This is a genomic window from Gorillibacterium sp. sgz306347 (assembly GCF_059735245.1).
Window position 1 is genome coordinate 144,077 of sequence record NZ_JCAPET010000003.1, and the last position, 23,213, is coordinate 167,289.

General features: G+C 56.5%; 21 protein-coding genes. 16 read left to right on the forward strand and 5 right to left on the reverse strand.

From position 1 onward, the window contains the following. The first annotated feature begins 172 nt into the window (after positions 1-172). From AC6I6H_RS03435 to AC6I6H_RS03450, 4 genes are all read left to right on the forward strand, one after another. Positions 173-1,078 (forward strand): ABC transporter permease, encoded by a 906-nt coding sequence (locus AC6I6H_RS03435; protein ID WP_497951473.1) that lies wholly within the window; start codon positions 173-175, stop codon positions 1,076-1,078. Positions 1,079-1,095: 17 nt separating this feature from the next. Next, positions 1,096-1,968, forward strand: coding sequence for a carbohydrate ABC transporter permease (locus tag AC6I6H_RS03440; RefSeq protein ID WP_497951316.1), 873 nt, complete (start codon positions 1,096-1,098; stop codon positions 1,966-1,968). Positions 1,969-2,077: 109 nt separating this feature from the next. Next, a complete protein-coding gene (locus tag AC6I6H_RS03445; RefSeq protein WP_497951323.1) occupies positions 2,078-3,589 on the forward strand; it encodes an extracellular solute-binding protein in 1,512 nt (503 codons plus the stop codon). A gap of 157 nt (positions 3,590-3,746) precedes the next feature. Beyond that, positions 3,747-5,675: a family 10 glycosylhydrolase gene (locus AC6I6H_RS03450; RefSeq protein ID WP_497951326.1), complete on the forward strand. Its 1,929-nt coding sequence runs from the start codon at positions 3,747-3,749 to the stop codon at positions 5,673-5,675. A 60-nt stretch (positions 5,676-5,735) separates the two neighbouring features. Here the strand turns inward: AC6I6H_RS03450 and AC6I6H_RS03455 are convergent, their stop codons facing one another. After that, positions 5,736-5,987, reverse strand: coding sequence for a hypothetical protein (locus AC6I6H_RS03455; protein WP_497951328.1), 252 nt, complete (start codon positions 5,985-5,987; stop codon positions 5,736-5,738). A gap of 318 nt (positions 5,988-6,305) precedes the next feature. Here AC6I6H_RS03455 and AC6I6H_RS03460 point away from each other — a divergent pair, with 318 nt between their 5' ends. Continuing rightward, positions 6,306-6,863 carry a hypothetical protein gene (locus AC6I6H_RS03460; RefSeq protein ID WP_497951330.1) on the forward strand — a complete coding sequence of 186 codons (558 nt, stop codon included), beginning with the start codon at positions 6,306-6,308 and terminating at the stop codon, positions 6,861-6,863. Here AC6I6H_RS03460 and AC6I6H_RS03465 read toward each other — a convergent pair. From AC6I6H_RS03465 to AC6I6H_RS03475, 3 genes are read right to left on the reverse strand one after another with little or no spacing between them, the layout of a single operon-like run. Further along, entirely contained in the window at positions 6,851-7,915 is a 1,065-nt protein-coding gene (locus tag AC6I6H_RS03465) for a Gfo/Idh/MocA family protein (RefSeq protein WP_497951332.1), read from the reverse strand. The two genes, AC6I6H_RS03460 and AC6I6H_RS03465, sit on opposite strands and share 13 nt — an antisense overlap. Positions 7,916-7,972: 57 nt before the next feature. Next, a complete protein-coding gene (locus tag AC6I6H_RS03470) occupies positions 7,973-9,547 on the reverse strand; it encodes an FAD-dependent oxidoreductase (protein WP_497951334.1) in 1,575 nt (524 codons plus the stop codon). Positions 9,548-9,568: 21 nt separating this feature from the next. Then, positions 9,569-10,387 (reverse strand): sugar phosphate isomerase/epimerase family protein, encoded by an 819-nt coding sequence (locus AC6I6H_RS03475; RefSeq protein WP_497951336.1) that lies wholly within the window; start codon positions 10,385-10,387, stop codon positions 9,569-9,571. Between the two features lie 407 nt (positions 10,388-10,794). Here AC6I6H_RS03475 and AC6I6H_RS03480 point away from each other — a divergent pair, with 407 nt between their 5' ends. The 10 genes from AC6I6H_RS03480 (at position 10,795) to AC6I6H_RS03525 (ending at position 19,269) form a co-directional block, all read left to right on the forward strand. Then, positions 10,795-11,244: a hypothetical protein gene (locus AC6I6H_RS03480; RefSeq protein ID WP_497951338.1), complete on the forward strand. Its 450-nt coding sequence runs from the start codon at positions 10,795-10,797 to the stop codon at positions 11,242-11,244. Next, on the forward strand, positions 11,241-11,615 hold the full coding sequence (locus tag AC6I6H_RS03485) for a hypothetical protein (protein WP_497951340.1): 375 nt from the start codon (positions 11,241-11,243) through the stop codon (positions 11,613-11,615). The genes AC6I6H_RS03480 and AC6I6H_RS03485 overlap by 4 nt, the downstream gene beginning before the upstream one ends. Before the next feature lie 183 nt (positions 11,616-11,798). Further along, positions 11,799-12,479, forward strand: coding sequence for an HAD family hydrolase (locus tag AC6I6H_RS03490; protein ID WP_497951342.1), 681 nt, complete (start codon positions 11,799-11,801; stop codon positions 12,477-12,479). A gap of 38 nt (positions 12,480-12,517) precedes the next feature. After that, positions 12,518-12,976, forward strand: a complete 459-nt coding sequence (locus AC6I6H_RS03495) for a macro domain-containing protein (protein WP_497951344.1) — start codon at positions 12,518-12,520, stop codon at positions 12,974-12,976. 57 nt (positions 12,977-13,033) lie between these two features. Then, the gene (locus AC6I6H_RS03500) at positions 13,034-13,492 is read left to right on the forward strand and encodes a GNAT family N-acetyltransferase (RefSeq protein WP_497951346.1); all 459 of its coding nucleotides are present in this window, start codon (positions 13,034-13,036) and stop codon (positions 13,490-13,492) included. Between the two features lie 253 nt (positions 13,493-13,745). After that, complete coding sequence (locus AC6I6H_RS03505; protein WP_497951348.1) at positions 13,746-14,417, forward strand: PDDEXK family nuclease; 672 nt, start codon at positions 13,746-13,748, stop codon at positions 14,415-14,417. A gap of 631 nt (positions 14,418-15,048) precedes the next feature. Next, positions 15,049-16,443: a YheC/YheD family protein gene (locus tag AC6I6H_RS03510; protein ID WP_497951350.1), complete on the forward strand. Its 1,395-nt coding sequence runs from the start codon at positions 15,049-15,051 to the stop codon at positions 16,441-16,443. Positions 16,444-16,446: 3 nt separating this feature from the next. Beyond that, positions 16,447-17,484 (forward strand): CapA family protein, encoded by a 1,038-nt coding sequence (locus tag AC6I6H_RS03515; RefSeq protein WP_497951352.1) that lies wholly within the window; start codon positions 16,447-16,449, stop codon positions 17,482-17,484. A 692-nt stretch (positions 17,485-18,176) separates the two neighbouring features. Beyond that, positions 18,177-18,383 (forward strand): hypothetical protein, encoded by a 207-nt coding sequence (locus AC6I6H_RS03520; RefSeq protein ID WP_497951356.1) that lies wholly within the window; start codon positions 18,177-18,179, stop codon positions 18,381-18,383. 28 nt (positions 18,384-18,411) lie between these two features. Continuing rightward, a complete protein-coding gene (locus tag AC6I6H_RS03525; RefSeq protein ID WP_497951360.1) occupies positions 18,412-19,269 on the forward strand; it encodes an acetoacetate decarboxylase family protein in 858 nt (285 codons plus the stop codon). Between the two features lie 297 nt (positions 19,270-19,566). On the opposite strand, the gene AC6I6H_RS03530 is transcribed toward AC6I6H_RS03525, so the two are convergent. After that, the gene (locus tag AC6I6H_RS03530) at positions 19,567-20,463 is read right to left on the reverse strand and encodes a helix-turn-helix transcriptional regulator (RefSeq protein ID WP_497951362.1); all 897 of its coding nucleotides are present in this window, start codon (positions 20,461-20,463) and stop codon (positions 19,567-19,569) included. Positions 20,464-20,606: 143 nt separating this feature from the next. Here AC6I6H_RS03530 and yicI point away from each other — a divergent pair, with 143 nt between their 5' ends. Continuing rightward, a complete protein-coding gene (gene yicI / locus AC6I6H_RS03535; protein WP_497951366.1) occupies positions 20,607-22,931 on the forward strand; it encodes an alpha-xylosidase in 2,325 nt (774 codons plus the stop codon). Positions 22,932-23,213: the final 282 nt, after the last annotated feature.

The window sequence follows — 23,213 nt, forward strand, 5'->3', positions numbered from 1 at the left end:
GCTTTTTCCCCGAAATCAAACATCAAAGTACCATAAACAGTAATGAGAATCGCCTACTCAGCCGCCGAAATCCCCACTACAATTTGAGTAACGAGAGACGAGGGGGATAACCATGAAAGACAACGCGGCTTCAATGCAAACCATTCCCAAAGAAAGGCGCTTCGGCAAATCCATGAAGCGGCTGCGGCTGGACTTCAAAAGGGACTGGGATTTATATCTCATGCTGCTGCCCGGCATTTTGTTCATTCTTTTGTTCAAATACACCCCCATGTACGGCATTACCATCGCCTTCAAGGATTTCAACATTTTTGACGGGTATGCGAGCAGCCCATGGGTTGGATGGAAGCACTTCGAGAAGCTGTTTACCTACAGCGACTTCCTCCAGGTGTTCCGAAACACCTTGATCATCAGCTTGTACAAGCTGGTCATCCTGTTCCCGCTTCCGATCATCATCGCTTTGATGCTGAACGAGCTGCGGCGGATGATGTTCAAGCGGGTCGTCCAGACAATCATCTATCTTCCGCACTTCCTGTCCTGGGTTATCGTCAGCGGCCTGTTCATCGACCTGCTGTCCACGAACGGCGGTCTGGTCAACAAACTTCTGGTTTCGCTGGGCTTTGAGCAAATCGGCTTCTTCCTCGATAAGAGCGTTTTCAGGGGCGTGCTGATCGGATCGGCTGGCTGGAAAGAAACCGGCTGGAGCACCATTGTATACCTCGCCGCCTTTGCCACCATCGACCCCGGCCTCTACGAAGCCGCCCGGATGGACGGCGCCGGCCGGCTGCGGCAGCTCTGGCACATCACCCTGCCGGGCATCGTGCCGATCATCCTGCTGATGTTTATTCTCCGCCTCGGGAACATCCTGGAAGCGGGCACCGAGCAAATTCTTGTTATGTACAACTCGACGGTTTACGAGGTCGCGGACGTCATCGGCACCTATGTCTACCGAATGGGGATCGGGAACCAGGATTACAGCTTCTCAACTGCGGTCGGGCTGTTTGAATCCGTCATTTCCTTCGTCCTGGTTGTCGGCGGAAACGCCCTGAGCCGCAAATTCCTGCACCGGAGCATCTGGTAGAAAGGGGAGCAAGCCGTATGATCCGTCAAACCTTTTCCGAAAAGGCATTCAACGTCTTCAACTACCTGTTCTTTATTCTCATCGGTTTAACCACATTGATTCCGTTTGTCAACCTGATCGCCAAATCGCTTTCCAGCGAATCGGCGGTTATCTCGGGCCGCGTCAATCTGCTGCCCATTGACATCCAGTTCGGCACTTACAAGTACGTGCTGGAGAACGGGCATTTCATGAACTCGTTCAAAATCTCGATCATCGTCACGGTCGTGGGCACGCTTCTCGGTTTGCTGCTGACGACGCTGACCGCCTATCCGCTCTCCAAGCCGCATCTTCGGGGACGGAGCTGGCTGCTGCTGATGTTTATCTTTACCATGCTGTTCAGCGGCGGGATGATTCCTTCCTATCTGCTGATGCAGGAGCTGCACTTGGTGAACAAGCTGCCGGTTCTGTTCCTTCCGGCAATGGTAAACGTCTTCAATATGCTGATCATCAAAAACTACTTTGAAGGCTTGCCGGACGGCCTGGAGGAATCCGCCAAAATCGACGGCGCATCGAATTTCCGGGTGTTGTGGTCGATCGTGCTTCCGCTTTCGCTGCCCGTTATGGCGACCATCGGACTCTTTTTCGCAGTCCAGTTCTGGAACGATTACACGACATCCCTGATTTACATCACCAACCCGAGCTTAAAGCCCCTGCAGCTTTATTTGAAAGAGCTTATGGTGGCGTCCAGCTCCGAATTCCTGAAAGACAATATTGATGCGGCGCTCAACGCGACTCCACAATCGATTCAAGCCGCTTCCATACTGCTCGCCACCATTCCGATTTTGCTGGTTTATCCGTTCCTGCAAAAATATTTCGTGAAAGGCGTGCTGGTCGGATCGGTCAAAGGCTGATCCGGCGATTGAAACCCTTGAAAGGCGGTGAGGCGAACGGTCTGACACGGTTGCTGTTGATGTAGAGAGGGCATTTTCAATCCGAACGATCATTAGAGGAGGCTCATGTATGTTGAAAAAAACACCAGTGATTGCAGCAGTTCTCGCATCTGTATTGACGCTCGCCGCATGTGGCGGAGGGTCCAAAACGGATAACGCAGCCAGTACGAACCCGGGATCGAGCGCTTCTCCCGCGGCAAGCGCCGGGGCCGAAGGCGGAGCATCTCTTCGGATGTTAACCCAATTCGTTAACTTCGATCCGAACACGGATCCCTCTGCTAAGTTTATCCAGGAGAAAACGGGCGATAAAGTTACGTTCGAAATGCTCCCGGCCGAAAACGCCGACGAGAAGCTGAACCTGATGATGGCCAACCAGGAACCGATCGACATCATGAAGCTGAGCGCGCCGCAATTCTACAAGCTGGCGACGCAAGGCGCGCTGGAGCCCCTGGATGAACTGATCGAGCAAAGCCCGAACGTCAAAAACGCCATCAAGGAAGAATCCTGGGGCAGCGCAACGATTGACGGCAAAATCTATGCCATCCCGGAAACCGGCGCCGGTCTGAGTGTTGGACAAGGCCTGGTAGTCCGTCAGGACTGGATGGACGAGCTTGGTCTGCAAACGCCGACTACCCCGGACGAACTGTATGAGGTTCTGAAGAAGATCAAGGAAGCCAAGGGAGTCGTCCCGCTGGTAGCCGCGAAAGAATCCACGTCCATTTACGGCGACATCGCCGCTGCATTCGGCGTCTACAACGACTGGCAGGAAATCGACGGCAAGCTCGTGGCAAAGGCCGAGCAGCCCGGCATGAAGGATTTCCTCGCGTACATGAAAAAGCTTTACTCTGAAGGATTGCTCGATACGGAAATGCCGATCAACACCGGCGCCAAAGCGATTGAGAAGTTCACCAGCGGCAAAGCAGGCGTAATGCTGCTGGCCTGGTGGAACGCTTCGCAAACGGAAAAAGCGCTGAAAGAAGTCGACCCGAACGCCAAAATTTCCATCATTCCTTTCTTGAAGAGCAATGACGGCAAAGCCTACGTCGGCACGAACACCGCGACGACCTGGTTTATCGCTATTCCGAAGTCGTCCAAGAACAAAGAAGCGGCTATGAAGCACATGGACAAGAAGCTTGCCAAAGAAACCTTCATCAACCTGGCTATCGGTGAAGAAGGCGTGCATCACGAAGTGAAAGACGGCAAGTACTACCCGATTCTGCCGAAGTTCAACGATGATCTGGCCAACGCAAGCTCGCTGATGACCGGCGTAGACGAGAACGTTTATCCGGACTACTGGCAAGCCCGCGTCCGCAAAGATCCGGTTCTGCAGCAGTACTATGAAGAGTTCCAAAAGAATGCAGAAGGCCTGTTCGTCAACGACCCGATGTCCCTGGCTCCTCCGATCGAAGAAGTGACCGCGAACAAGCAAAAGCTGACGAAGCTGCTTGACGACGCTGTGCTGCGCTTCATCGCCAGCTCCGACGACATTTCCGGTTACGACAAGTTCCTGGATCAGTGGAGAGCCGAAGGCGGCGATTCTGCAACCAAAGCTGCCAACGATTGGTTTGCGACCACGAAGTAATACGGACCGGTATCCTCTCATCAAGGTTTAACCGGTTGATCGGAAACAGCCGTCTCCCTGCCCGGCGGGGCGGGGAGCGGGGCATAACACAAAATCAAGCAGTTGCGTCTGACGCAGCTGCTTGATTCATGAAGAGGCTTGGAAGGAGTGCATTTCTGTGAATCGCGATCTCGAACAAAACGGCGCAAGGCTGGAAGTTGAAGCGGCGCCTGAAGATATTACGATTACGCTGGACGGGGAACGCCGACAGATTCAAGCGGTCAACGGGGCGCCGGCGCATCTGCCGGAAGACGCCGTCGGCCTGTACACCGATGAATTTACGGAAAGCCTGAATGTGCCCAAAGGCGGCGTCGCCGTGCTTGTTGACGCCGACAACCGCGTGCTGCAGGTGATCCATCCGTCCGTTGACGGGAAAGAGCCGGTCTGGGCCGAGCAGATGACGGCCGTTCCGCAGGGAGGAAGCCTGCTGTACGCCTGGGCGTCCTCCTACAGCCGGGAAACGGCCGCGGGTTACTTGAGCGCGGCGTTCAAAGTAGGCGACGCGATCAAATACCTGTCGGAGGGCGAGGTCGTCGAAGCGGCGGCGCTGGCCGGCTCCGCGCATGCTCTGCGGCTGTCGCTGGACAACTTCCCGTTCTTTACGGAGACGGGCGAAACGGCGGTCATTTCCGGGCTTGTCCGGAATGCAAAGGACCGCAAGGATGTCCAGGTGAAGGTGGCCGGAACGCCGGTTGCGCTGACGGAGTCGGGCGCGTTCCGTTATGAGCTTCCGCTAGAGAAGGGTGTTCAGTATGTGGAGGTTACGGCTGAAGCGGAAGGCGCGGAGGAAGACCGGCGTTTGCTGGTTGCTTACCGCCGTCCTGTCGTTCAGGAGAACAAACGGGTAATTCTGTGGGTGGACCAGGCGACCAACGCGAAAACCTTCCGGAGCGCGGACGATGTCTACCGCTTTCTGGAGACCGCCCGGAAAAGCGGCGTAACCGATATCGCGTTTGACGCCAAAGGCGTGGAGGGCTACGCGACTTACAAGAAAGCCACGCTGACCGGCCGCCCGTACATCAGCACCGTCAAAGCGGAGCCGCGCATCGGCGCAAACCCGGACCTTGACCTGCTGGAGGAGTTTGTAAAAAGCGGCCACGCGCTGGGGCTTCGGATTCACGCTTCGATTAACGTATTTGGCGAAGGATCGATTTTCTACAACGACACGGCGCTTCTGGACGATCACCTCGACTGGGAGGAGCGGGTTTACAAGTACCAGGACGGCGGCGTGATCAAACGGCAGCGGGAGAGCGCCGTGCCGGGCCTGGTGGCGTTCGTCAATCCGTCCAACCCGGAGGTTCGCGCTTTCCAGCTGAACACGTTCAAGGAGATCATCACGAACTACGAAGTGGACGGCATCATTCACGACCGCAGCCGGTACGACAACGAAACGGCCGATTTCAGCGACCTGACGCGCGAGCGCTTTGAGGCCTATTTGGTGGAGCAGGGCGCGACGCTGAAAAATTGGCCCGAGGATGTGTTCCGCTACGAAGGCTCGACCCGGATCGACGGCCCGCTGATCGGCTACTGGTGGGAGTTCCGCACGGCGACGATCAAGAGCTTCTTTACGGAGGTCAAGGAAATGACCGAAGCTCACGAACAGGCTACCGGCCGCACCGTTGAAGTGGCCGCGTATGTCGGCTCCTGGTACGAATCGTATTTCCTGAACGGCGTAAACTGGGGCAGCCCGAGCTTCCGCTTCGACGAGCGCCTCGGCCTGCCGGACGGACAGGTTTACACGGACCGCTACCGGCAGAACGGCTACACCGATCAACTCGATTTTCTGATGATCGGGGCCTATCAGAAGACCGCGCCGGAGGTCGAGAAATACATCACCCGCGCCAGCATCGTCACCTGCGGCGAGCTGCCGCTTTACGCGGGCATCGCCATGAACCTGATGCGCGAGCCGGGCCGGCAGCGCGAATTCCTGCAGCGCGGCCTCGCCCACTCGGACGGCCTCATGCTGTTCGACGCCTGCCACATCGAAGACTGGAACACGCTCGAAAACTCGCTCCGCAGTGAAGAGGGAACGGGCGCGGCGAAATAAAGAAGAGCTGCAAAAAGAAAAGAAACCCGCAAACCGGCGTTAAGCGATCACGCTTCCGGTTTACGGGTTTTCTATTTCAAGGGCATTATTCATGAGCCAAGGATTCACAAACTCCTTTTTCATCCATTCTTCCAGAGAACGTGCCTCTTCATAATCATTAGCTGTGACAATGTAGAAGTTGCCCTGTTTCTCGCCATCCTCATTCCAATCATCAAAAGTCCACAGGAGAACTTTTTCGAACTGATCATCAAACCACAGGAAAGAACCATACGCCATACTTCCCAGCTTAGGGGTATACCAAAATTGGCCCATATTAACTCCGTTATGTTTCTCATGTATGAAAATATCACTATTCGGGTATTTACTCGTAAGATCAAACCCTTCAACTGTAATCTTTCCGATAAATCTATCCCGCCGAAACATTGGTTTATGTAGGGTTCCTTCAATGTGTAATTGATATTACCACAATACCAACAACCGCAAAGAGCAGAAACATTTTTTTAGATTTCGTTTGCATTTGCACCCCTTTCCCAAACCTTCCAATTATGTATATCATTATACGCTGAATACGGTGATTAACGTAAAATAATTTAAAGCACTTGACCTGGTAAAGCTGGAAGTGACTCATAAATGACAGGTCAGAATCACTTGTTGAGCCGATGGAGGAAGATAAACATGGCAAAAAAAAACCTGCTGATTACGCTGGCCTGCATAACGATTTTATTGGGCGGCAGCATAGCCGGCTATACCGTTTACGCATCTAATTTAACGAAGCAGGAGCTGCTGAACCAGAAAAAAAGCGAGTTCGAAAAACGGAAAGCGGAGCTCGAATCCAATCAAAAGGCCTCGGCTTATTCCGTCTCCCGGCAAAAAGAGGAGCAGCAGGTTAAGAACCTTGGAGCCGAAGTGGGAAAGCTGGAGAAGGAAGTAAATCCGGTCAATGTAGAAGAGGAGCTAAAACGAAAACTGGCCGTTTATAAAGAAATGATCGCCATTCATCAAAATTATTATGACCATACGCAAGGAATCGATTTTACCGCGAGGAGTTCCAGGTTCAAGGCACTCCTTGACGATGAACGCTTTCGTAAAAACCATCGCCCCGCACAAAAAAAGCCAGCCCCGGCGTTTCCGAAGAAACGCCGGGGCTGGCTTTCTGTCTTTTCGTTAAGCGCGGATCAAGAGAAGTGAATCTCTTTGCCGAGCTCGGCCGATTCGTAGACGCCGCAAAGGATTTTCATCATTTCCACGCCGTCTTCCACCGGGCTGAGGGTTTCCTTCTTGCCCTGGCAGACTTCGACGAAGTAGTTCATTTCGTCCTGGAACCCGGCCACGAAATCGAACGTCAGGCTGTCGATCTGCGGGGTGGTGTTCAGGATGGTGTTGTACTTCTCGGTGATCAGGGTCAATTCCGGCTCCAGCTCGACGCCGCCTTTGTCGCCGTACAGCTTGACCGCCAGCTCGTTCTTCTTGGCGTGCAGCGTGAAGCTGACGTCGACGAGCAGGGAAGCGCCGTTTTCAAAACGGATCAGGGCGTTCGCCATGTCCTCAACCGTGTTCAGCTCGGCGTTGTAATCGGCCGCTTTGTAGAACGCCAGGTTTTGAACGTTGGAACGGTTGCCGAGGCGTTTGTAGGTGTTGCCGCTGATCGATTTGACCTTCGGCTTGCCCATCATGTACCAGCACAGGTCGATGACGTGGACGCCCACGTCGATCAGCGGGCCGCCGCCGGAGCGCTCAACGTCGGAGAACCAGCCGCCGGGGTTGCCCAGCTTGCGGATACAGGACGCTTTGGCGTAATAGATTTCGCCCAGGTCGCCGTTGTCGATGAAGGTTTTGACGATCCGGGAATTGGACGCATAGCGGCGAACGAAGCCGACATGCAGCGTTTTACCGGTTTCCTTGACTGCTTTTTCCACTTCCAGCGCTTCGGCGACCGTTTTGCACAGCGGTTTTTCGCAAAGGACGTTCTTGCCCGCGCGCAGGCCCGCGATGCTGATCTCGGCATGCGAGTTGTTCCAGGTGCAGATGCTGATCGCGTCGATGTCCGGGTTGGCCAGAAGCTCTTTGTAATCCGTATACACGTTCGGAATGTTGTACTTCTCGGCTTTCGCTTTGGCCCGCTCTTCCACCAGGTCGCAGACCGCCGTCAAGACGACGTCGGGGTTTTTGCTGTAGGAGCTGAAATGCATTTCCGAAATGGAGCCGGCGCCAATTACGCCAATACGTACCGGTTTGCTCATGATACGGTTTCACCTCGTAAGTTTAATGAACTGCCAGATGCCTCTTGATGCGCGCCATCACACGGGACGGAGGGCCGGCCACGAAAGCTCGATGCCTTCGGCGGCAAGCAGCTCCTGGAACTTGCGCAGCTCCTCCGGGTTGTTGCGGAGGTCGCGCGGGCGGATGCCGCGGTCCAGGCAGTAGCTGGCGCAGTAGCCGGCCGCTTCCCCGATGTTCCATTCCACCGGGTGGAGCCGGTAACAGCCGTTCGTGATGTGCGTTACCCCAATATTTTTACACGCCGCCAGCACATTGTCCACTCGAATCGGGATCAGACTGCCCAGCGGAATTTGGAAAGGCAGCGATGAAATGTCGATGAACGGCTGGTTTTCGGTGCTCGGGTGCAGGTCGATGCGGTAGCAGCCGATGCCGACGGAGTCCGTGAACGTCTCCGCCTTGCCGTCCGGGCGGCAGTCCGTGGCGACATGCTGCTCCAGCACGGTAAACTCGGCTTTGATCCGCCGGGATTCCCGGATGTAGGGGGCCATTGCAAGTCCGTCCTCGGTGCCCATCACGTCGGCGCGCAGCCGGAAGCCCGGGTAGCCTTTGCCGCCGTCTTCGCGCGGCGCTTCGGTTTGCAGCCAGTAGAGCAGCGACAGGCTGAGCTGCTTCGCTTCGTACAGATGCCGTTCGCGTTCCTCCGGCGTCACGTCAATGACGGAGCCGAGCCAATAGTCGTTCTGCGGCCAGTTGATCAGGGAGACCGGACCGGGGAACGTGCCGGGCTCAAAATGCTTCGGTTCGGCGATCTGCCGGTAATTGAAGAGCGAAAACTGTCCTTTTTTGGGCAAAAGATTGTAGGTAATCGGCTGGTTCGTGTCCGGCTTCAGACTGGTCAGGCTGAGCAGCGGTCCCGGCCAGAAGTCGGCCTGGTAGCCGCGCCAGAAGTCGTACATCTCCGGCTTTTCAATGGTATGGTCTTCGCCCTCGAGATAGTCGATGGCGAAGCAGTGGGTGAAGCCCTGCATGTCCTGCGGCCGGGCTTCGCCTTCTACGGCGTGCGGCTCGCCGGTTTCGGAGCGCGATTCCGCCCCGGTGACGTATTCGATGCCGCCCATCGGCAGCAGGTCGCCGCATTCGGTGGCGTCCAGAATATACGGCCCTGTCAGGCGCACTTTGTTTCCGGTTTCCAGGCTGCGCACCGTAACAGCCGTGAGCTCGTTCCCGGCCGTTTCCGCGCTTTCCGGCACGTGCCGCAGAAGGACGGTTACCTGGCCGCTGTGTACGTACGGCGCAAGCTGTTTTTCCAGCACGGCCACAGCGGCGCGGGGGTCGTGGCAGAGACGGCTGACGCTGCCGCCGCCCGGGTTCAGGCGCGGGTTATTCCGCGCTTCCGGCGTAAGCGGGAACGCGTCGCGGTAATACTGGCGGATGTCCTCGCGGAACTTGCGGTAGCTGCGGGTGCAGCCGAAGGATTCGATCCAGGGATGTTCGTCGGGAGGGACGGCCTGGCTCGTCAATTGGCCGCCGATCCACAGCGTTTCTTCGGTGAGGATGACGGATTTTCCGGCGCGGGCGGCAGCAAGCGCCGCCGCCGTCCCTCCGGTTCCGCCCCCTATAATGATAATGTCGGCTTTCAACTCGCGGTCCATGTCTGGGCCTCCTTTATATGGTCAAGCAAGGGTTGCAAAGTACGCATAGCTGTTGCGGACGCCTTCGGCCTCGTCGCCGACGCCTTCGTATTCGAGAACGTAAGCGCCTTGATACCCGTGGTCGGTCAGCCGTTTGACGATGTCGGCCAGCTCCACCACGCCTTTTCCGAGAGCAGCGCCTTCGTACGCCTGGCCGGAGAGCGAGGTGTAGATTGCTTTTTCGACCGGCTTGAAATCTTTGAAATGCACGTGTGCCACGTAGGGAAGCAGCTGGTCCAGCGCCCGCGACGGGTTCTCGTCGACAAGCAGGAAGTTGCCCGTATCGAAGGTCGAACGAAGCGAAGGAGAACCGACGCGCTCGATGATCGTTTTCACCTGTTCGCCGCTTCCGGCGAGCTTGCCGTGGTTTTCCAGGCAGAGGACGACGCCTTCGGCTTCGGCTTCTTTGGCCGCCGCAGCGAGTCCGTCCACGATCCAGTCGAGGGCGGTCTCATAGGTCGCCAGCTCGCTCAAATTGCCCGCAAACACGCGAATGATCGATGTGCCGAGGGCCTTGGCCACGGGGATGGCGGAGATGATGAAGGCCGTAACCTGCGCCCGCTCCTCCGGCGTCGCTTTGATAAAATCGTTGGAGATCGCGTAGCTGCTGATGCGAATGCCGTATTCACGGGCTTTTTCCACCACGCGGGGCAGTTCCTGCTCGAGGTCTTTCCAGAACACGTTCAGCAGCTCCACCTGCCCGATTCCTTCCCGATGGCAAAAGTCCAGAAAATCAAAGACCGTCCATCCTTTTTCTTTTACGGTACGGTGAACGCTCCACATGCTTAAAGAAAGCTCCATCTCTTGCGATTCCTCCCGGTAAAGTGGATTTGCTTTAAAGCAGGGTTGATCTTCCCCCATTGTAAAAAAGGCATCCTGCTATTCATAGGGTAAACCGATGACCTTTTGTGGTAACTTGATGTGTTTGTTCCGTGGAAGGTGCATGTAAGGTATCTGAATGGGTTTTCATTGGCGAAAACAGGCGCTTTTACATAAAAAGTCTTTCAGAATACGGAAGGAAACAGTAAACTGGATTACATAAAAAACCCATATGGAGGAGGGGGAAAACCATACAAAAGACTGGAAAAGAAACATGGCATGTCAAGCATGGAAAAGCGGGAAAAGGAGGGGCAGTGTCCGACAGGGAGATTAACCGAGTACCTGGCAGAATTGGAGCAGGTACTCGTAAAGTTAGGGGAGGCAAATAAATGAGCAAAAAGAAAGTCAGTCCCTTCTGGTTTATCCTGCTGGCGGTTGCCGCCGGTTATGCGGCCGCTGTACTTCTGGGTCCTGTACTGGCGGTTTTACTGCTGCTTTGCATCCTTCTCGGCTTGGGGATCGCAAACCACTATCAAAACAAAGAAATACTCGACGATTTGCAAAATATCAAGGAACGGCTTCAGATCGACGACGGTCCGAATGAATTTCAAATGAGCAACGAAGCCATCGAAAAGGAAATGGAGCAGGAGCATGTCGAGCGCCTGGCCGAAGAAGCGAAGCTGACGCCCGAGGAAAAGCGCCGGTTGGAGGAAACCAACCGCGACATCGAGCAGGAGCTGGAAAGGGAATTGGGCTGGCAAGAGGACCGGGCGGGGCTCAGCGCGGAAAACGGAGGGGATGGCGACACGGATGATGCGAAGGATAGTCCCATAAAATGAAGAAAAAGCACTCTTTGGGGGAGAAAGTGAAAAACCGCAAAAGAAAACGATGGGTTTTTCTTTCGGTGATTCTGCTGGTTGTAAGCACTCCGATTATCTGGGAGGTAAGCTTGCCGACTTACGAATGGGGAAACGATCATTTCATTGTCGCCCCCAATGGCGATTTGTATGAACCTGTCGTTGGCCTGGAACGGCATTTTTACAATGGCAAAATAAAAGTCGGAAGGACAATCGGAAAGATGGAAGGGAGCAGCATCTTGATGAACCCCAGGGTGTCCAAGGCATACTACAACGAAGAGTACGATCACTTATTGTATGTGAGAGGAATAATGTTTGAAGGGTTTTATAAGCTTTATTCCCCCGATAAATAATTTCTTCTCTTTTTGCTCGATGCAAGAAATAAAAGCTCCCACACTTCGATTTACTATGTGGAAGCTTTTTTGTTTATTCGCGTTTTCAACCTTCCGCTTCTTTCAAGATTCCCGTTTAGTGCTTCTTGTATTACTATTTATAGTGTAGGATCAATATAGAGACAATGGGCGGAGGATGGAAGGATGCAATTCAAAACCATACTGTTTGACCTGGACGGCACGCTGACCGATCCCAAAGAAGGGATCACAAAATCGGTCCAGTACGCGCTCGCCAAGCTCGGAGTGGAGGAGCCGGAGCTGGACAAGCTGCTTCCCTTCATCGGGCCGCCGCTCAAGTGGTCGTTTATGGAGTATTACCGCTTTGGCGAAGAGGAAGCCTGGCAAGCGGTTGAATATTACCGGGAACGGTTCCGTGTGCAGGGGTTGTTTGAAAACGTGCTGTTCGAGGGCATTCCCCCGCTGCTGGAGCGATTGCGGGCGGAGGGCCGAACCGTCATGATCGCCACCTCGAAGCCGACGGAGTTTGCGTTGCGGATCGCGAATCACTTCGGCATCGCCGGTTATTTTGACCGGGTGCACGGCAGCGAACTCGACGGAACCCGTTCCGACAAGTCGGAGCTGATCGCTCACATTCTGGCGGAGCATTCGTTTGATCCGGCCGAAACGGTCATGATCGGCGACCGCAAGCACGACATCATCGGGGCGCTCAACAACGGACTTGCTTCGATCGGCGTCGGCTATGGCTACGGAAGCGAAGAAGAGCTGCGCAGCGCCGGTGCGGCCTTCTACTGCCGGACGGTGGAGGAGCTGGCGGAGCTGTTGGTTGAGGCGCCTGCGCTAAAGGCGGCGGAGGAACCGGCGTAAGCGAAAAACGACACTGTCATAAAGAAAGGGGCACAACCATGAGCATTCACGTTGTGAACGGCGATCTGCTGGAGGCCGCCGAAACCATTGTTGGGCACCAAGTGAACTGCCAGGGCGTCATGGGGTCCGGCATCGCCAAGGCGATCCGCGAGCGTTATCCCGAAGCATACGACGCCTACATCCAGAAGGCCAAGGAAGCGTCCGATAAACGAGCCCTGCTGGGCGAATGCCAAATCGTCGAAACGCCCAGAGGCAAAACCGTAGCCAATCTGTTCGGACAGCTTCGCTACGGGCGGGACAAGTCGGTGGTGTATACGGACTATGAAGCGCTGCGCCGCGCGTTCGGGCAGCTAAAGGCCTATGCGAGGGCAAAAGGCGCCTCCGTCGCGCTTCCGTACCAGATCGGATGCGGGCTGGCAAATGGAGATTGGGCCATAGTGGAACAAATCATCGAGGACGCATTTTCCGATTATCCGATAACCCTGTATAAGCTGTAAAAAAGGGCATGCCCGTCAAAACGATCCCGCAGAGGACTCGAAAGGTGGAGCAGACACATGAGTGAATCTATTGTCATCCGGCAGGCAACGCTGGACGACCTGGAGGATGCCGCCGGGCTGTTCGACAAGTACCGGATGTTTAATGAACTGCCATCGGACATCGCGGGGGCGAGGGACTTTTTGTTTGACCGGTTGGAGCACCGGGAGTCGGTGATCTTTCTCGGCCGTTCGGCGGAAACGGGCGAAGCGCTGGCGTTCATGCAGCTGTACCCGACCTTTTCCTCCTTGTCGATGCAGCGGGTGTGGGTATTAAATGATCTGTACGTATCCGAAGGCAGCCGGAACCGGAACATCGGACGGCAGATGCTGGAGGAAGCCAAACGCTTCGCCCGCGCCACACGCGCGAAAGCCCTGGAGCTCGTCACAAGGCCCGACAATTTCAAGGCGCAGCGGGTTTACGAAGCGAACGGCTATATCCGGGACGAAGGATTTTTGCATTATTCGCAAACTGTGTAAGCGGAGCGGGGCGGTGCGTGAGGGATGACGTTTCCTCCCGCTAACCGTCCATTTCATCGCGGACATCACCGGGAGTGGAACTTGGAGGCTCGCTTTATTTCCAGGCAGAAAAGTTTGATGGCGTATCGCTTTCCGGCCGGTTTTCATGTATTCTTACCTTTGAGACGAAGAACGTCCGAGCATTCGGTTCCGAATGCCGGGCGTTCTTTTTTTATGGCTTTTATTTTCTTAATAGCGGAGGAATGAAAGATCTATGGCGGATTTTCAAAAGGCACACGAGGCGTTTATCCGGCACCATCTGGGCAAAAGAACCGGGGAACGAAAAGGAAGACTGGAACGGGGGCATGGCGAAGCGGAACGGCTTTTTTGCGAACTGGTTTGGTGGCCGCTTCGAAAAACGTTCGCCGGCCTTCACCCGGAATACGAGGTGGTGGACTGGAGGGGACGGTCGTTTTTTTGCGATTTTGTGTGGCGGTCCGCCGCCGTTCAATTGGTTATTGAAATCAAGGGCTTTGGCCCTCATGTCCGGGAAATGGACCGGCAAAAATACTGCAGCGAGCTCAATCGGGAAACGTTTCTGACGGCGATGGGGTACCAGGTCATTTCGTTTTCCTATGATGATGTGGCGTTCCGTCCCGAGCTTTGCCGGACGCTGCTGCGGATGGTGCTGAGCCGTTTTCTTACCGAGCATGGGCCGGTCGCGTTACGAGGAGTGGAGGAGAGGGAAGTGCTGAAGCTGGCCTATTCGAGCGCGGACCCGTTGCGGATGAAGGATGTCAAAGCCCACTTGGGCCTCAACTATCGCGCTGCTTTTCGGGCCTTACAGTCGCTTTGCGAGAAAAAGATTCTGCTTCCCGAAACCGGGACCGCCGGAAAGCGCACCGTCCGGTACCGGTTAAACCCGCAGGCTTCGGTCCAGTTGTGAGCGACCGGGGCGGGCGGGGATGAAGCTTTTTGTGCGCGGCGCGTTGAGCACGGACGAGCGTTTGAGGTACGCCGAAGGCGAGGACGAGCGTAGAAGTAAGGAGTGCCGAAGGTGTTCCTGAGCAGCAAAAAGTGTAATAAGTGCGTAAGAGCACTTAATTTGTGAGGAAAAGGGGCGAATTCTGCGAATAGTTGCAGAGGCGCAACTAAATGACGGAAAATGACTGTTTTGGATAAGGGAAGGAAGAATTAGTTGCTCATACGGAGCTATTTGCTTTTTCAATGCGTGCGGGACGCCCATTAGGTGCATTATCGGAACTATTTTGAAAAGAGACTTGCCATACTGATGAACCGGGGAGGGAAGGGGGAGGAAGGGTGTGGGAGAGCCGCAGCGCATTTACCCTATCGCATTTGCCGTAAGAGGGCCTTCGCCGGACCGCGCCCTACCTTACCAAACGTCCCTCTGCCGCCTTTTAACACACTTTTTGTATGAGACGCAGCCTCCGCCACGCGGTTTCGCATCTCATGATGACGGTAACCCGCACGCCTTTTTCATACCGCCGCCGATCCCGCGCACCTCGAACGCTTTCGCCTAATAAGATAGACCAAAAGCCTTGGAGCGTGATGGGAAGTTGGCCAGCTCAAAATGGTACTTGCACAAATTTTACGTCAAGGATGCACGGGTCCGACCTTTTTTGCCGGATACCGCCTTGCTTAGCGAAGAGTCGCTCGCTTTGTTTTTGGACCGTTACCCGGAGGTCATTGTCAAACCGGACACCCTGCATGGGGGAAAAGACGTCATCCGCATCCGCCGCTCGGAACGGGGATACGCGTACATTCGGGAAAAAGGGAAGGAACGGACGGCCGCGAATTCCGCCGAGCTCTACCGGGACATTCAGGCCGGCGCACTGGTGAAGCGCTACATTGTCCAGCAGGCGATTCCGCTCGCCCCCGTCAAAGACCGCGCTTGCGACATCCGTTCCATGATGATGCGGAAGCCGGGCGGCAAATGGCGGTTTTACGGCTTTTTCGCCAAGGTGGGCGGGCCGTCGAGCGTGATCACCAACGTCTGCCGCTCCAAGGGATATGTCATCCCCATCGAAAAAGCCATACGCGAGTCGCTCGGCTGGCAAAGCGAGCAAATCGAAGCAAAGAAAAAGGAACTGCTGGAGCTGAGCCATCACATCGCGCAAAAATTCAACGAATACAAAGCCACCACAACACAAATTGGCATCGACTACGGCCTCGACCGGGACGGCAAAACGTGGATCATCGAGGTTAACTTTGACCTGCCCGACCACTCCGGCAACTCCTTTAAACGGCTCCCTGACAAATCCAACTACTACAAAATCCGTAAAATGAAACGCTACCTGCTGCTTCACAAAAAGACGGCCCCCCGCTCCGCAGCCGCCCGAAAAGCCAAAGGCAAGCCGGTTCGCTCCGGGCAGCCGGTAACGAAAACGGTGCGAGTGAAGCAAACGAGCGGCCAATCCGCCCGCACCAAGCAGGTGAGCGGCAAAACGGCGCGCATCAAGCAAGCCAGCGTCAAACCGGTTCGCCTGAATGAACAAAAGAGCGCCCAAGCGCATCTCCGGCATACAGCCTCCCCCCCAGTGCCTACGAAGAAAAAGCAGAGCAAACCGGTTTCCGCAGGCCGTGCAGCACGCCTCTCCAAGCGCCCGTCCGACAGCACCGGCACACATATCTCCAGCTATGCTCCTGTTAGGCGTACCGCGTACATTTCAAACCGTAGCCCCGCCCGTCGTACTGTTCACGTTTTCAAGCGTTCAACCGCTGACCGCACGGTGCAGGTTTCCAAGCGTTCAACCGCTGACCGCACGGTGCAGGTTTCCAAGCCTTTAACCTCCGCCCGTACCGTGCATTTATCGAGCCGCCTTTCTGTCGGCGCTGCCCGAAAAGGCGCTCTATCCCGCGCCGCTGCGCAGCAGGCCGCAGCCATTTCTAACCGGCTCGCCGGAAAGAGCCGAAGCTGCACCGCCCGCCGTCGAGCGGGCCAGGAAGGGTAACCGATGGCCGAGTTCAAGCTCGCCGCTGTCGGCGACATCCTGATGATCGGTCCGTTGCTTCGTCTTGCGCGTTTGCCGCAGGGGGACCGGTACGACTTTGATCCCGTTTTTGAGCCCATCCTTCCGTACCTGCAGGGCAGCGACCTGCTGATTGGAAACCTGGAAACGCCGCTTGCCGGGAAAGAAGCCCATTACACGCAAAAAGACAAGCGGACCGGGTTCACCCGTTTCAACTGCCCGGATGAACTGGCGCCCGCGCTCAAAAAAGCCGGGTTCGACGTACTGACCACGGCCAACAACCATTGCCTGGACCGGGGAGAGGCGGGGCTTGCGCGCACGCTGCGGCTGCTGGACGAAAACGGCCTGGAGCACACTGGCGCTTTTACAGCCAATCCGGGAGCGGCCAATCACTGGATTCGGGAGATCAACGGCATCCGCGTCGGACTGCTCAGTTATTCCAAAAGCACCAACAAAGTCCCGCTTCCCGCAGGCAAACCGTGGATGGTGAATCTCGCCGCTCCGGACTCCCATGCCAAGCTGCTGGCGCACATCCGCCGAATCCGCCACCAGGTCGATGTACTCATCGTCGCGCTGCATACCGGCGTCGAATACCGGCTGACGCCGCCCGCCGCGCAGCGCCAGCTCGTGCGCGAGGTACTGAACAGCGGGGCCAACATTGTCCTGGGTTCGCATCCGCATGTGCTTCAACAGATGGAGCTTCCGCGTAAGGACCGGTTTGTGATTCATTCCTTGGGCAATTTCATCTCCACCCGGCTGCATCACAACCCGTACACCAACCTGGGCGGCATTCTGCGGATGACCGTGCGCCAGGACAGCGAGGGACGGATCACTTTTCCGCATATCGGGTTTACCCCGACCTGGACGACCCGAATTCGCCGGCCGTCGGGCCGCGCCGGTTACACGATCCTGCCGCTCCGGGAGAGCCTCGCGAAGCGGGTGCCGGGGCAGTCGGAGATGGACCGCGAGCTGATGCGGAGGATCGGCAGACATGCCGGCCGGATGTTCGGGAAAGGGCTGTAAGGCGCAGCTTTGCGGATAAATTCAATTCAAGCATAAAAAGGAGTGAATTCCGGAACCATAAAAGAATCGTGACGGCTTTTATACCGGCATTATTCCGCCAAATCTTTTCTTCTCTTTTCGTCTCTCTCCAATGCTTCTTTTAAGAGGTTTCGTTTTGGAAGATGAAAATTAATATTTACCAAAAGTCCTAAGTTGATCAATGTTAGTACGAGTATTATGAAAAACTGCATTATGGTCACCTCACAGTTTTGATGGAGCGTAAGTTAAATTATGCCACTTTTAAGAAAAAAACCAATTCTCGTTTCCGAAATGCTTTGTGAAGGGAGTGCAGGAGCAATCGAAAAAGGACCGTGAGCTGATGCGGCGGATCGGCAGGCCTATCGGCCGGATGCTCGGGAAGTGGCTGTAAGGCGCGGCTTTGCGGGTTTGTTTTTGGGAAAGAAGCAAAAACGAAACCAGCACGCGAATCCCTTGGATTCACATGCTGGTTTTCACGTTTGTTCCGGCAAGCAAACAAGGTGGTCCCGTCAGGTTTTCCGCAGCGAATGCGGGATGTTGGCGTGATTCCTTCCAGGGAAGTGATCAGAGAGCATTGAGGGCTGCCTTGCGGACCTGCATGCGGTTCAATCCTGTTTTTGGTATAGTAAAGTCAACTTGAGTGAATAGAGATGCTGCAAGGAATGCTTCCCATCGTGAAAATCGAGCTGGACAGGCAGCCGGCTGGCCATTTGGAGGCGCTTCCGTTTTCCTTAATAATGCACCTTTCATCAACAACACAGTCATTCAAAGGGTTGATGGAAGCCATCATGGAAACGGCGCGCCGGACGCACGAGTATGAAATCGCGAGCGCTTTTAACGAGTGGTATCACGAGATTGCCTGGGTACCGGAGACCAGCTAATTTTGCGAGGAAGGAGGGGATGAGTCAAATGGACGTCATCCGCCGCGTTCCGGCTCCCTGGCAGTTGACCGGGGACGGGTATATTTTGCTTTACCGGTTCAGCCGGGCGTTTATTCAAAAAGCGGGGTTTCCGTACGGAGCATATGGACAAGACCGGTTTGCGGGCGGCTTCGGCGCCGTGATGCTGGTCAACTATACCTCCTCGGACGCGGGGCCGTACGGCGAGCTGCTGTTTATCCCGGGCAAAGTCAGGGACGCGGGGCGAAGCGGCTACACGATCCCGAGCATTTACGTGTCGACGGAAATCAGCGTGGCGAACGGCTGGGAGAACTGGGGGATTCCGAAACGGCGGGCGGCGTTCTCGTTTGTCCCGGACGGCCAGGGGCGTGAAACCGTGCGGGTGATGGCAGGAGAAGGACGGCAAGCGGTGCCGGGAATGGCGGCGAAGTCTGCACCGGCGGAAGAAGAGCGGCGAACGGCGGCGGGAATGGCGGGGAAGTCCGCATCGGCGGAGCCCGAGCGGGCAGGGGCCGAGTCTTCGATATGGCAGTCCGGCGATTACAGGACGAACGAGCGGCCCAATGAGAACGGAGCGGCCCGGGAGAGCGAGATGGGGAGCACGCCAATTCTCGAAGCGGCCTTCCGTGAGGTGGGCCCCGTGTTTCCCCTCAACTCGGCATTGCTCCGGCCCAAGCTGCTTCAAGAGCGGGACGGCGATTTGCTAGAGACCGCTTTGTCCGGCAAAGGAAAAGCCCGGTTTGTGAAAGTGGAGCGGCTGCGTGTAGACCCGGCGTTTTTCCCGGATAGTAGCGGGGAACGATTGCTCGCCGCCGTAAAGGTAAGCGGCTTTCGTCTGACGTTTCCGGTGGCGAAGGTGCTCCGGTAAGTCGTCGCCGCGCCGCCAGACGCCCGACCTCCGGGCCGATCCAGGCAGCCAGCGCTCCGCGCCCGCGCATGGTGCAACAGCCTGCCCGCGCTTGCCGTCGTGCCTGTTCGCGCTTGTCGTCGTGCCTGCCCGCGCTTGCCGTCGTGCCTGTTCGCGCTTGCCGTCGTGCCTGTTCGCGCTTGCCGTCGTGCCTGTTCGCGCTTGTCGTCGTGCCTGCCCGCGCTTGTCGTCGTGCCTGCCCGCGCTTGTCGTCGTGTGCACCCTCGCTCACCACCGTGCCCGCCCACGCGCCGCCTCTCACCCCGCCCGGACGCCCTTGCGGTAGCCCGACGGCGAGTGGCCCATCGTGCGGCGGAACTGCTTGATGAAGTAGCTCAGGTTGTCAAAACCCGCGTCCAGCGCGATGTCCGAGACCTTGCGGTCGGTCTGCCGAAGCAGCTCGGCGGCGTGGCGGATGCGGTAGGCGTTGATGTACTCCACCGGCGTCTGCCGGGTCATCGCCTTGAAGAAGCGGCAGAACTGGCCTTCGCTCATCGGCAGCAGCTCCGCCAGCTCGCCAAGGCGGATCGGCCGGCGAAAATGGTTCTGGATGTACTCCAGAATAATCTTCAGCCGCTCGATCTTGACCGCCGAATCGCCCGTGCCCGCGGCGCTCCGGTCGCATGCCCGGCCTTCGGCGGCGATCGTGTTCAGCGCTAGATACAAGTACCCCTTCAGCAGCGCTTCATGGCCGGGCCGTTCGTTCCACACCGCGTCGTGCATGGCACGCAGGTACCCGAGCAGTTCGCGCTCCCAGTCCGTGTCCGGGCGGATCAAGCGGGGAAAGGTGCGCGTTTTGTCCAGGAGCGGCGCGACGTACTGCTCCTGCACGCGGTCGTAGCCGGCGCTGGCGAGCAGCCGCAGATCCAGCACGATGGCGATAAACGTGCAGCCGGCGTCCCCGAGCGGATGGCCCGCATGGATGTCGCCGCCGTCCGTGAACACCGCTTCGCCCGCCCGCACCGGAAAATAATCCGTGTCCGCCTGATACAGCATCTCGCCTTCCAATACATAAAAGAACTCGGCTTCGTCGTGCCAATGGCATTCCAGAACGGTTTGCCCCGGCGGCACCTCGATCGAATAAACGGCCACTGGAAAGCTGTCGGTGCCGTGCAGCCGGTCCTCCTTGAGCGATCGTTTTGCGGTCAAGTCCATCTCGAACCCTCCTTGGGGACAAAAGATCAAAATCGTGCTACAAATCGGCAGTAAACTGTTAGTTTTCCCTTATATCAATCAGTATAATGCAAAGTGAAGACGTTTTCATCTACTTTTAAACAAGTGAGAGAGGCGGCCCATACATGCGATTTAACAATGGCTTTTGGATGATTCGCGAAGGCTTTACCGTGCAAGGGGCGGTACAAGCGGTCGACTTTGCGCAAAAGAACGGCGTTTTGACGGCCTACGCTTCCCCGCGTGCGATCACCAGCCGCGGCGACACGCTGAACTCGGCGCTTTTGACCGTGCAGTTCCATTCCCCGGCCCCCGGCGTTATCGGCGTCAAAATCGCCCACCACACGGGCGTCGTGGAACGCGGTCCGGTGTTCCAGCTGACCCCGGCCTCCGGCGATCACGCCGTCATTACCGAAACGGAGGAAGAAGCGGTGCTGGCCACCGGCTCCCTCAGCGTGCGCATCCGCAAAGGACCGGAATGGTCCGTCGGCTTTTACCGCGACGGCGAACGGATCACGGGCAGCGGCTTCAAGGCGATGGCCTACATTCAAGAAGAGAAAAAAGAAACGTATGTCCGCGAAGAACTGGATCTCGGCGTAGGCGAATGGGTTTACGGCCTCGGCGAACGCTTCGGTCCTTTTGTGAAAAATGGCCAGACGGTCGACATCTGGAACGAAGACGGAGGCACAAGCTCCGAGCAGGCATACAAAAACATTCCGTTTTACGTTTCCAACAAAGGCTACGGCGTGCTGGTAAATCACCCGGAGCTGGTATCGTTTGAAGTCGCCACCGAAAAGGTCAAAAAGGTGCAGTTCAGCGTCACCGGCGAATCTCTGGAATATTTCATCTTCGACGGACCGACCGTCAAGGACGTGCTGGTCAAGTACACCGACCTGACCGGCAAACCGGCGCTGCCGCCTTCGTGGACCTTCGGGCTGTGGCTGACCACCTCGTTCACCACCAACTACGACGAAGCGACGGTCATGTCGTTTATCGACGGAATGGCGGAACGGGACCTGCCGCTGCATACGTTCCATTTTGACTGCTTCTGGATGAAGGGCTACCACTGGACGGACTTTGAGTGGGATTCCGAGGTGTTCCCGGACCCGAAAGGAATGCTGACCCGCATCAAGCAAAAAGGGCTCAAGGTGTGCGTCTGGATCAACCCGTACATCGCCCAGCGGTCCCGTCTTTTCAACGAAGGCAAGGAAAAAGGCTATCTCGTCAAACGCCCGAACGGCGACGTGTGGCAGTGGGATTTGTGGCAGGCGGGCATGGGCCTCGTGGACTTCACGAACCCGGATGCTTGCGAATGGTTTGCGGGCTATCTGCGCGATCTGGTGGACATGGGCGTCGACAGCTTCAAAACGGACTTCGGCGAGCGCATCCCGACGGAAGTCGTTTACCATGACGGCTCCGACCCGTATAAAATGCACAACTACTACACCTACCTCTACAACGAAGTGGTGTTCAACGTTCTGAAGGAAAAGCTGGGCGAAGGCGAAGCGGCGGTATTCGCGCGTTCCGCGACCGTCGGCGGCCAGAAGTTCCCCGTTCACTGGGGCGGCGACTGCTACGCCAACTACGAGTCGATGGCGGAAAGCCTGCGCGGCGGCCTGTCGCTCGGCCTCACCGGCTTCGGCTTCTGGAGCCACGACATCGGCGGCTTCGAGAACACGGCTCCGGCGCATGTGTTCAAGCGCTGGCTGGCGTTCGGTCTGCTGTCAAGCCACAGCCGCCTGCACGGCAGCTCCTCGTACCGGGTGCCGTGGAACTTTGATGAGGAAGCGGTGGATGTAACGCGCTTCTTCACGAAGCTGAAAGCCCGCCTGATGCCGTACTTGTTCGACGTGGCCGGTGAAGCCCATGAGAAAGGCATTCCGTCCATGCGCGCCATGTTCCTGGAATTCCCGGAAGACCCGACGGCCGACTTCCTCGACCGCCAGTACATGTACGGCGACCGCTTGCTGGTCGCGCCGGTCTTTGAGGAAGCGGGCAACGTGACGTATTACCTCCCGCAAGGAACCTGGACGCATCTGCTGTCCGGCGAAACAGTACAAGGCGGAAGCTGGCGCAAGGAAAAATACGACTTCTTCAGCCTGCCGCTGTTCGTTCGCGAAAACTCCATCCTGCCGACAGGCGCGGTGGAAGCCCGTCCGGATTACGACTTCGCCGACGGCGTAGAGCTTGGCGTTTACGCGCTGGCGGACGGCGCAACGGCGGCGGCTACGGTCCGCGACAGCAAAGGCGCGGTTGAGCTGACCGCCAAAGCGGTCCGCGAAGGCGGCAAAGTGACCGTCAGCGTCGAAGGAAGCGGCAAGCCGTTTAAGGTGTCGCTGCACGGCATCGGCGAAGCGGTTTCGGTCGAAGGCGCAGGCGCCAAGCTGAACGGCCAAACCGTCGAAGTTCCGGCCGGCGAGAATAACACCACCGTTACGATTACGCTGGGATAAGCGAGCGGATAGGCGACCAGAAGAGTTTGTTTGAATACAGGGTTGCGAAAACGGAATGCAAAAAGATGAAAACCGGACCGGGCTTGGAGGTTGTCCTTGCCTGCTCCGGTTTTTCTTGTTTATTTTTGTTCGGGTGAAGGGTGGATTGGTAGTATAATTGCAAAAGCGCACTTATTTTCCTCCCCGCCGCCCCAAAAAAGAAAATAATTGCATACGCGCAACTATTTTCGGCCGATTTGACGAAAACCAGCCAAAAACGATTTATTAAGTGTACGAATGCAC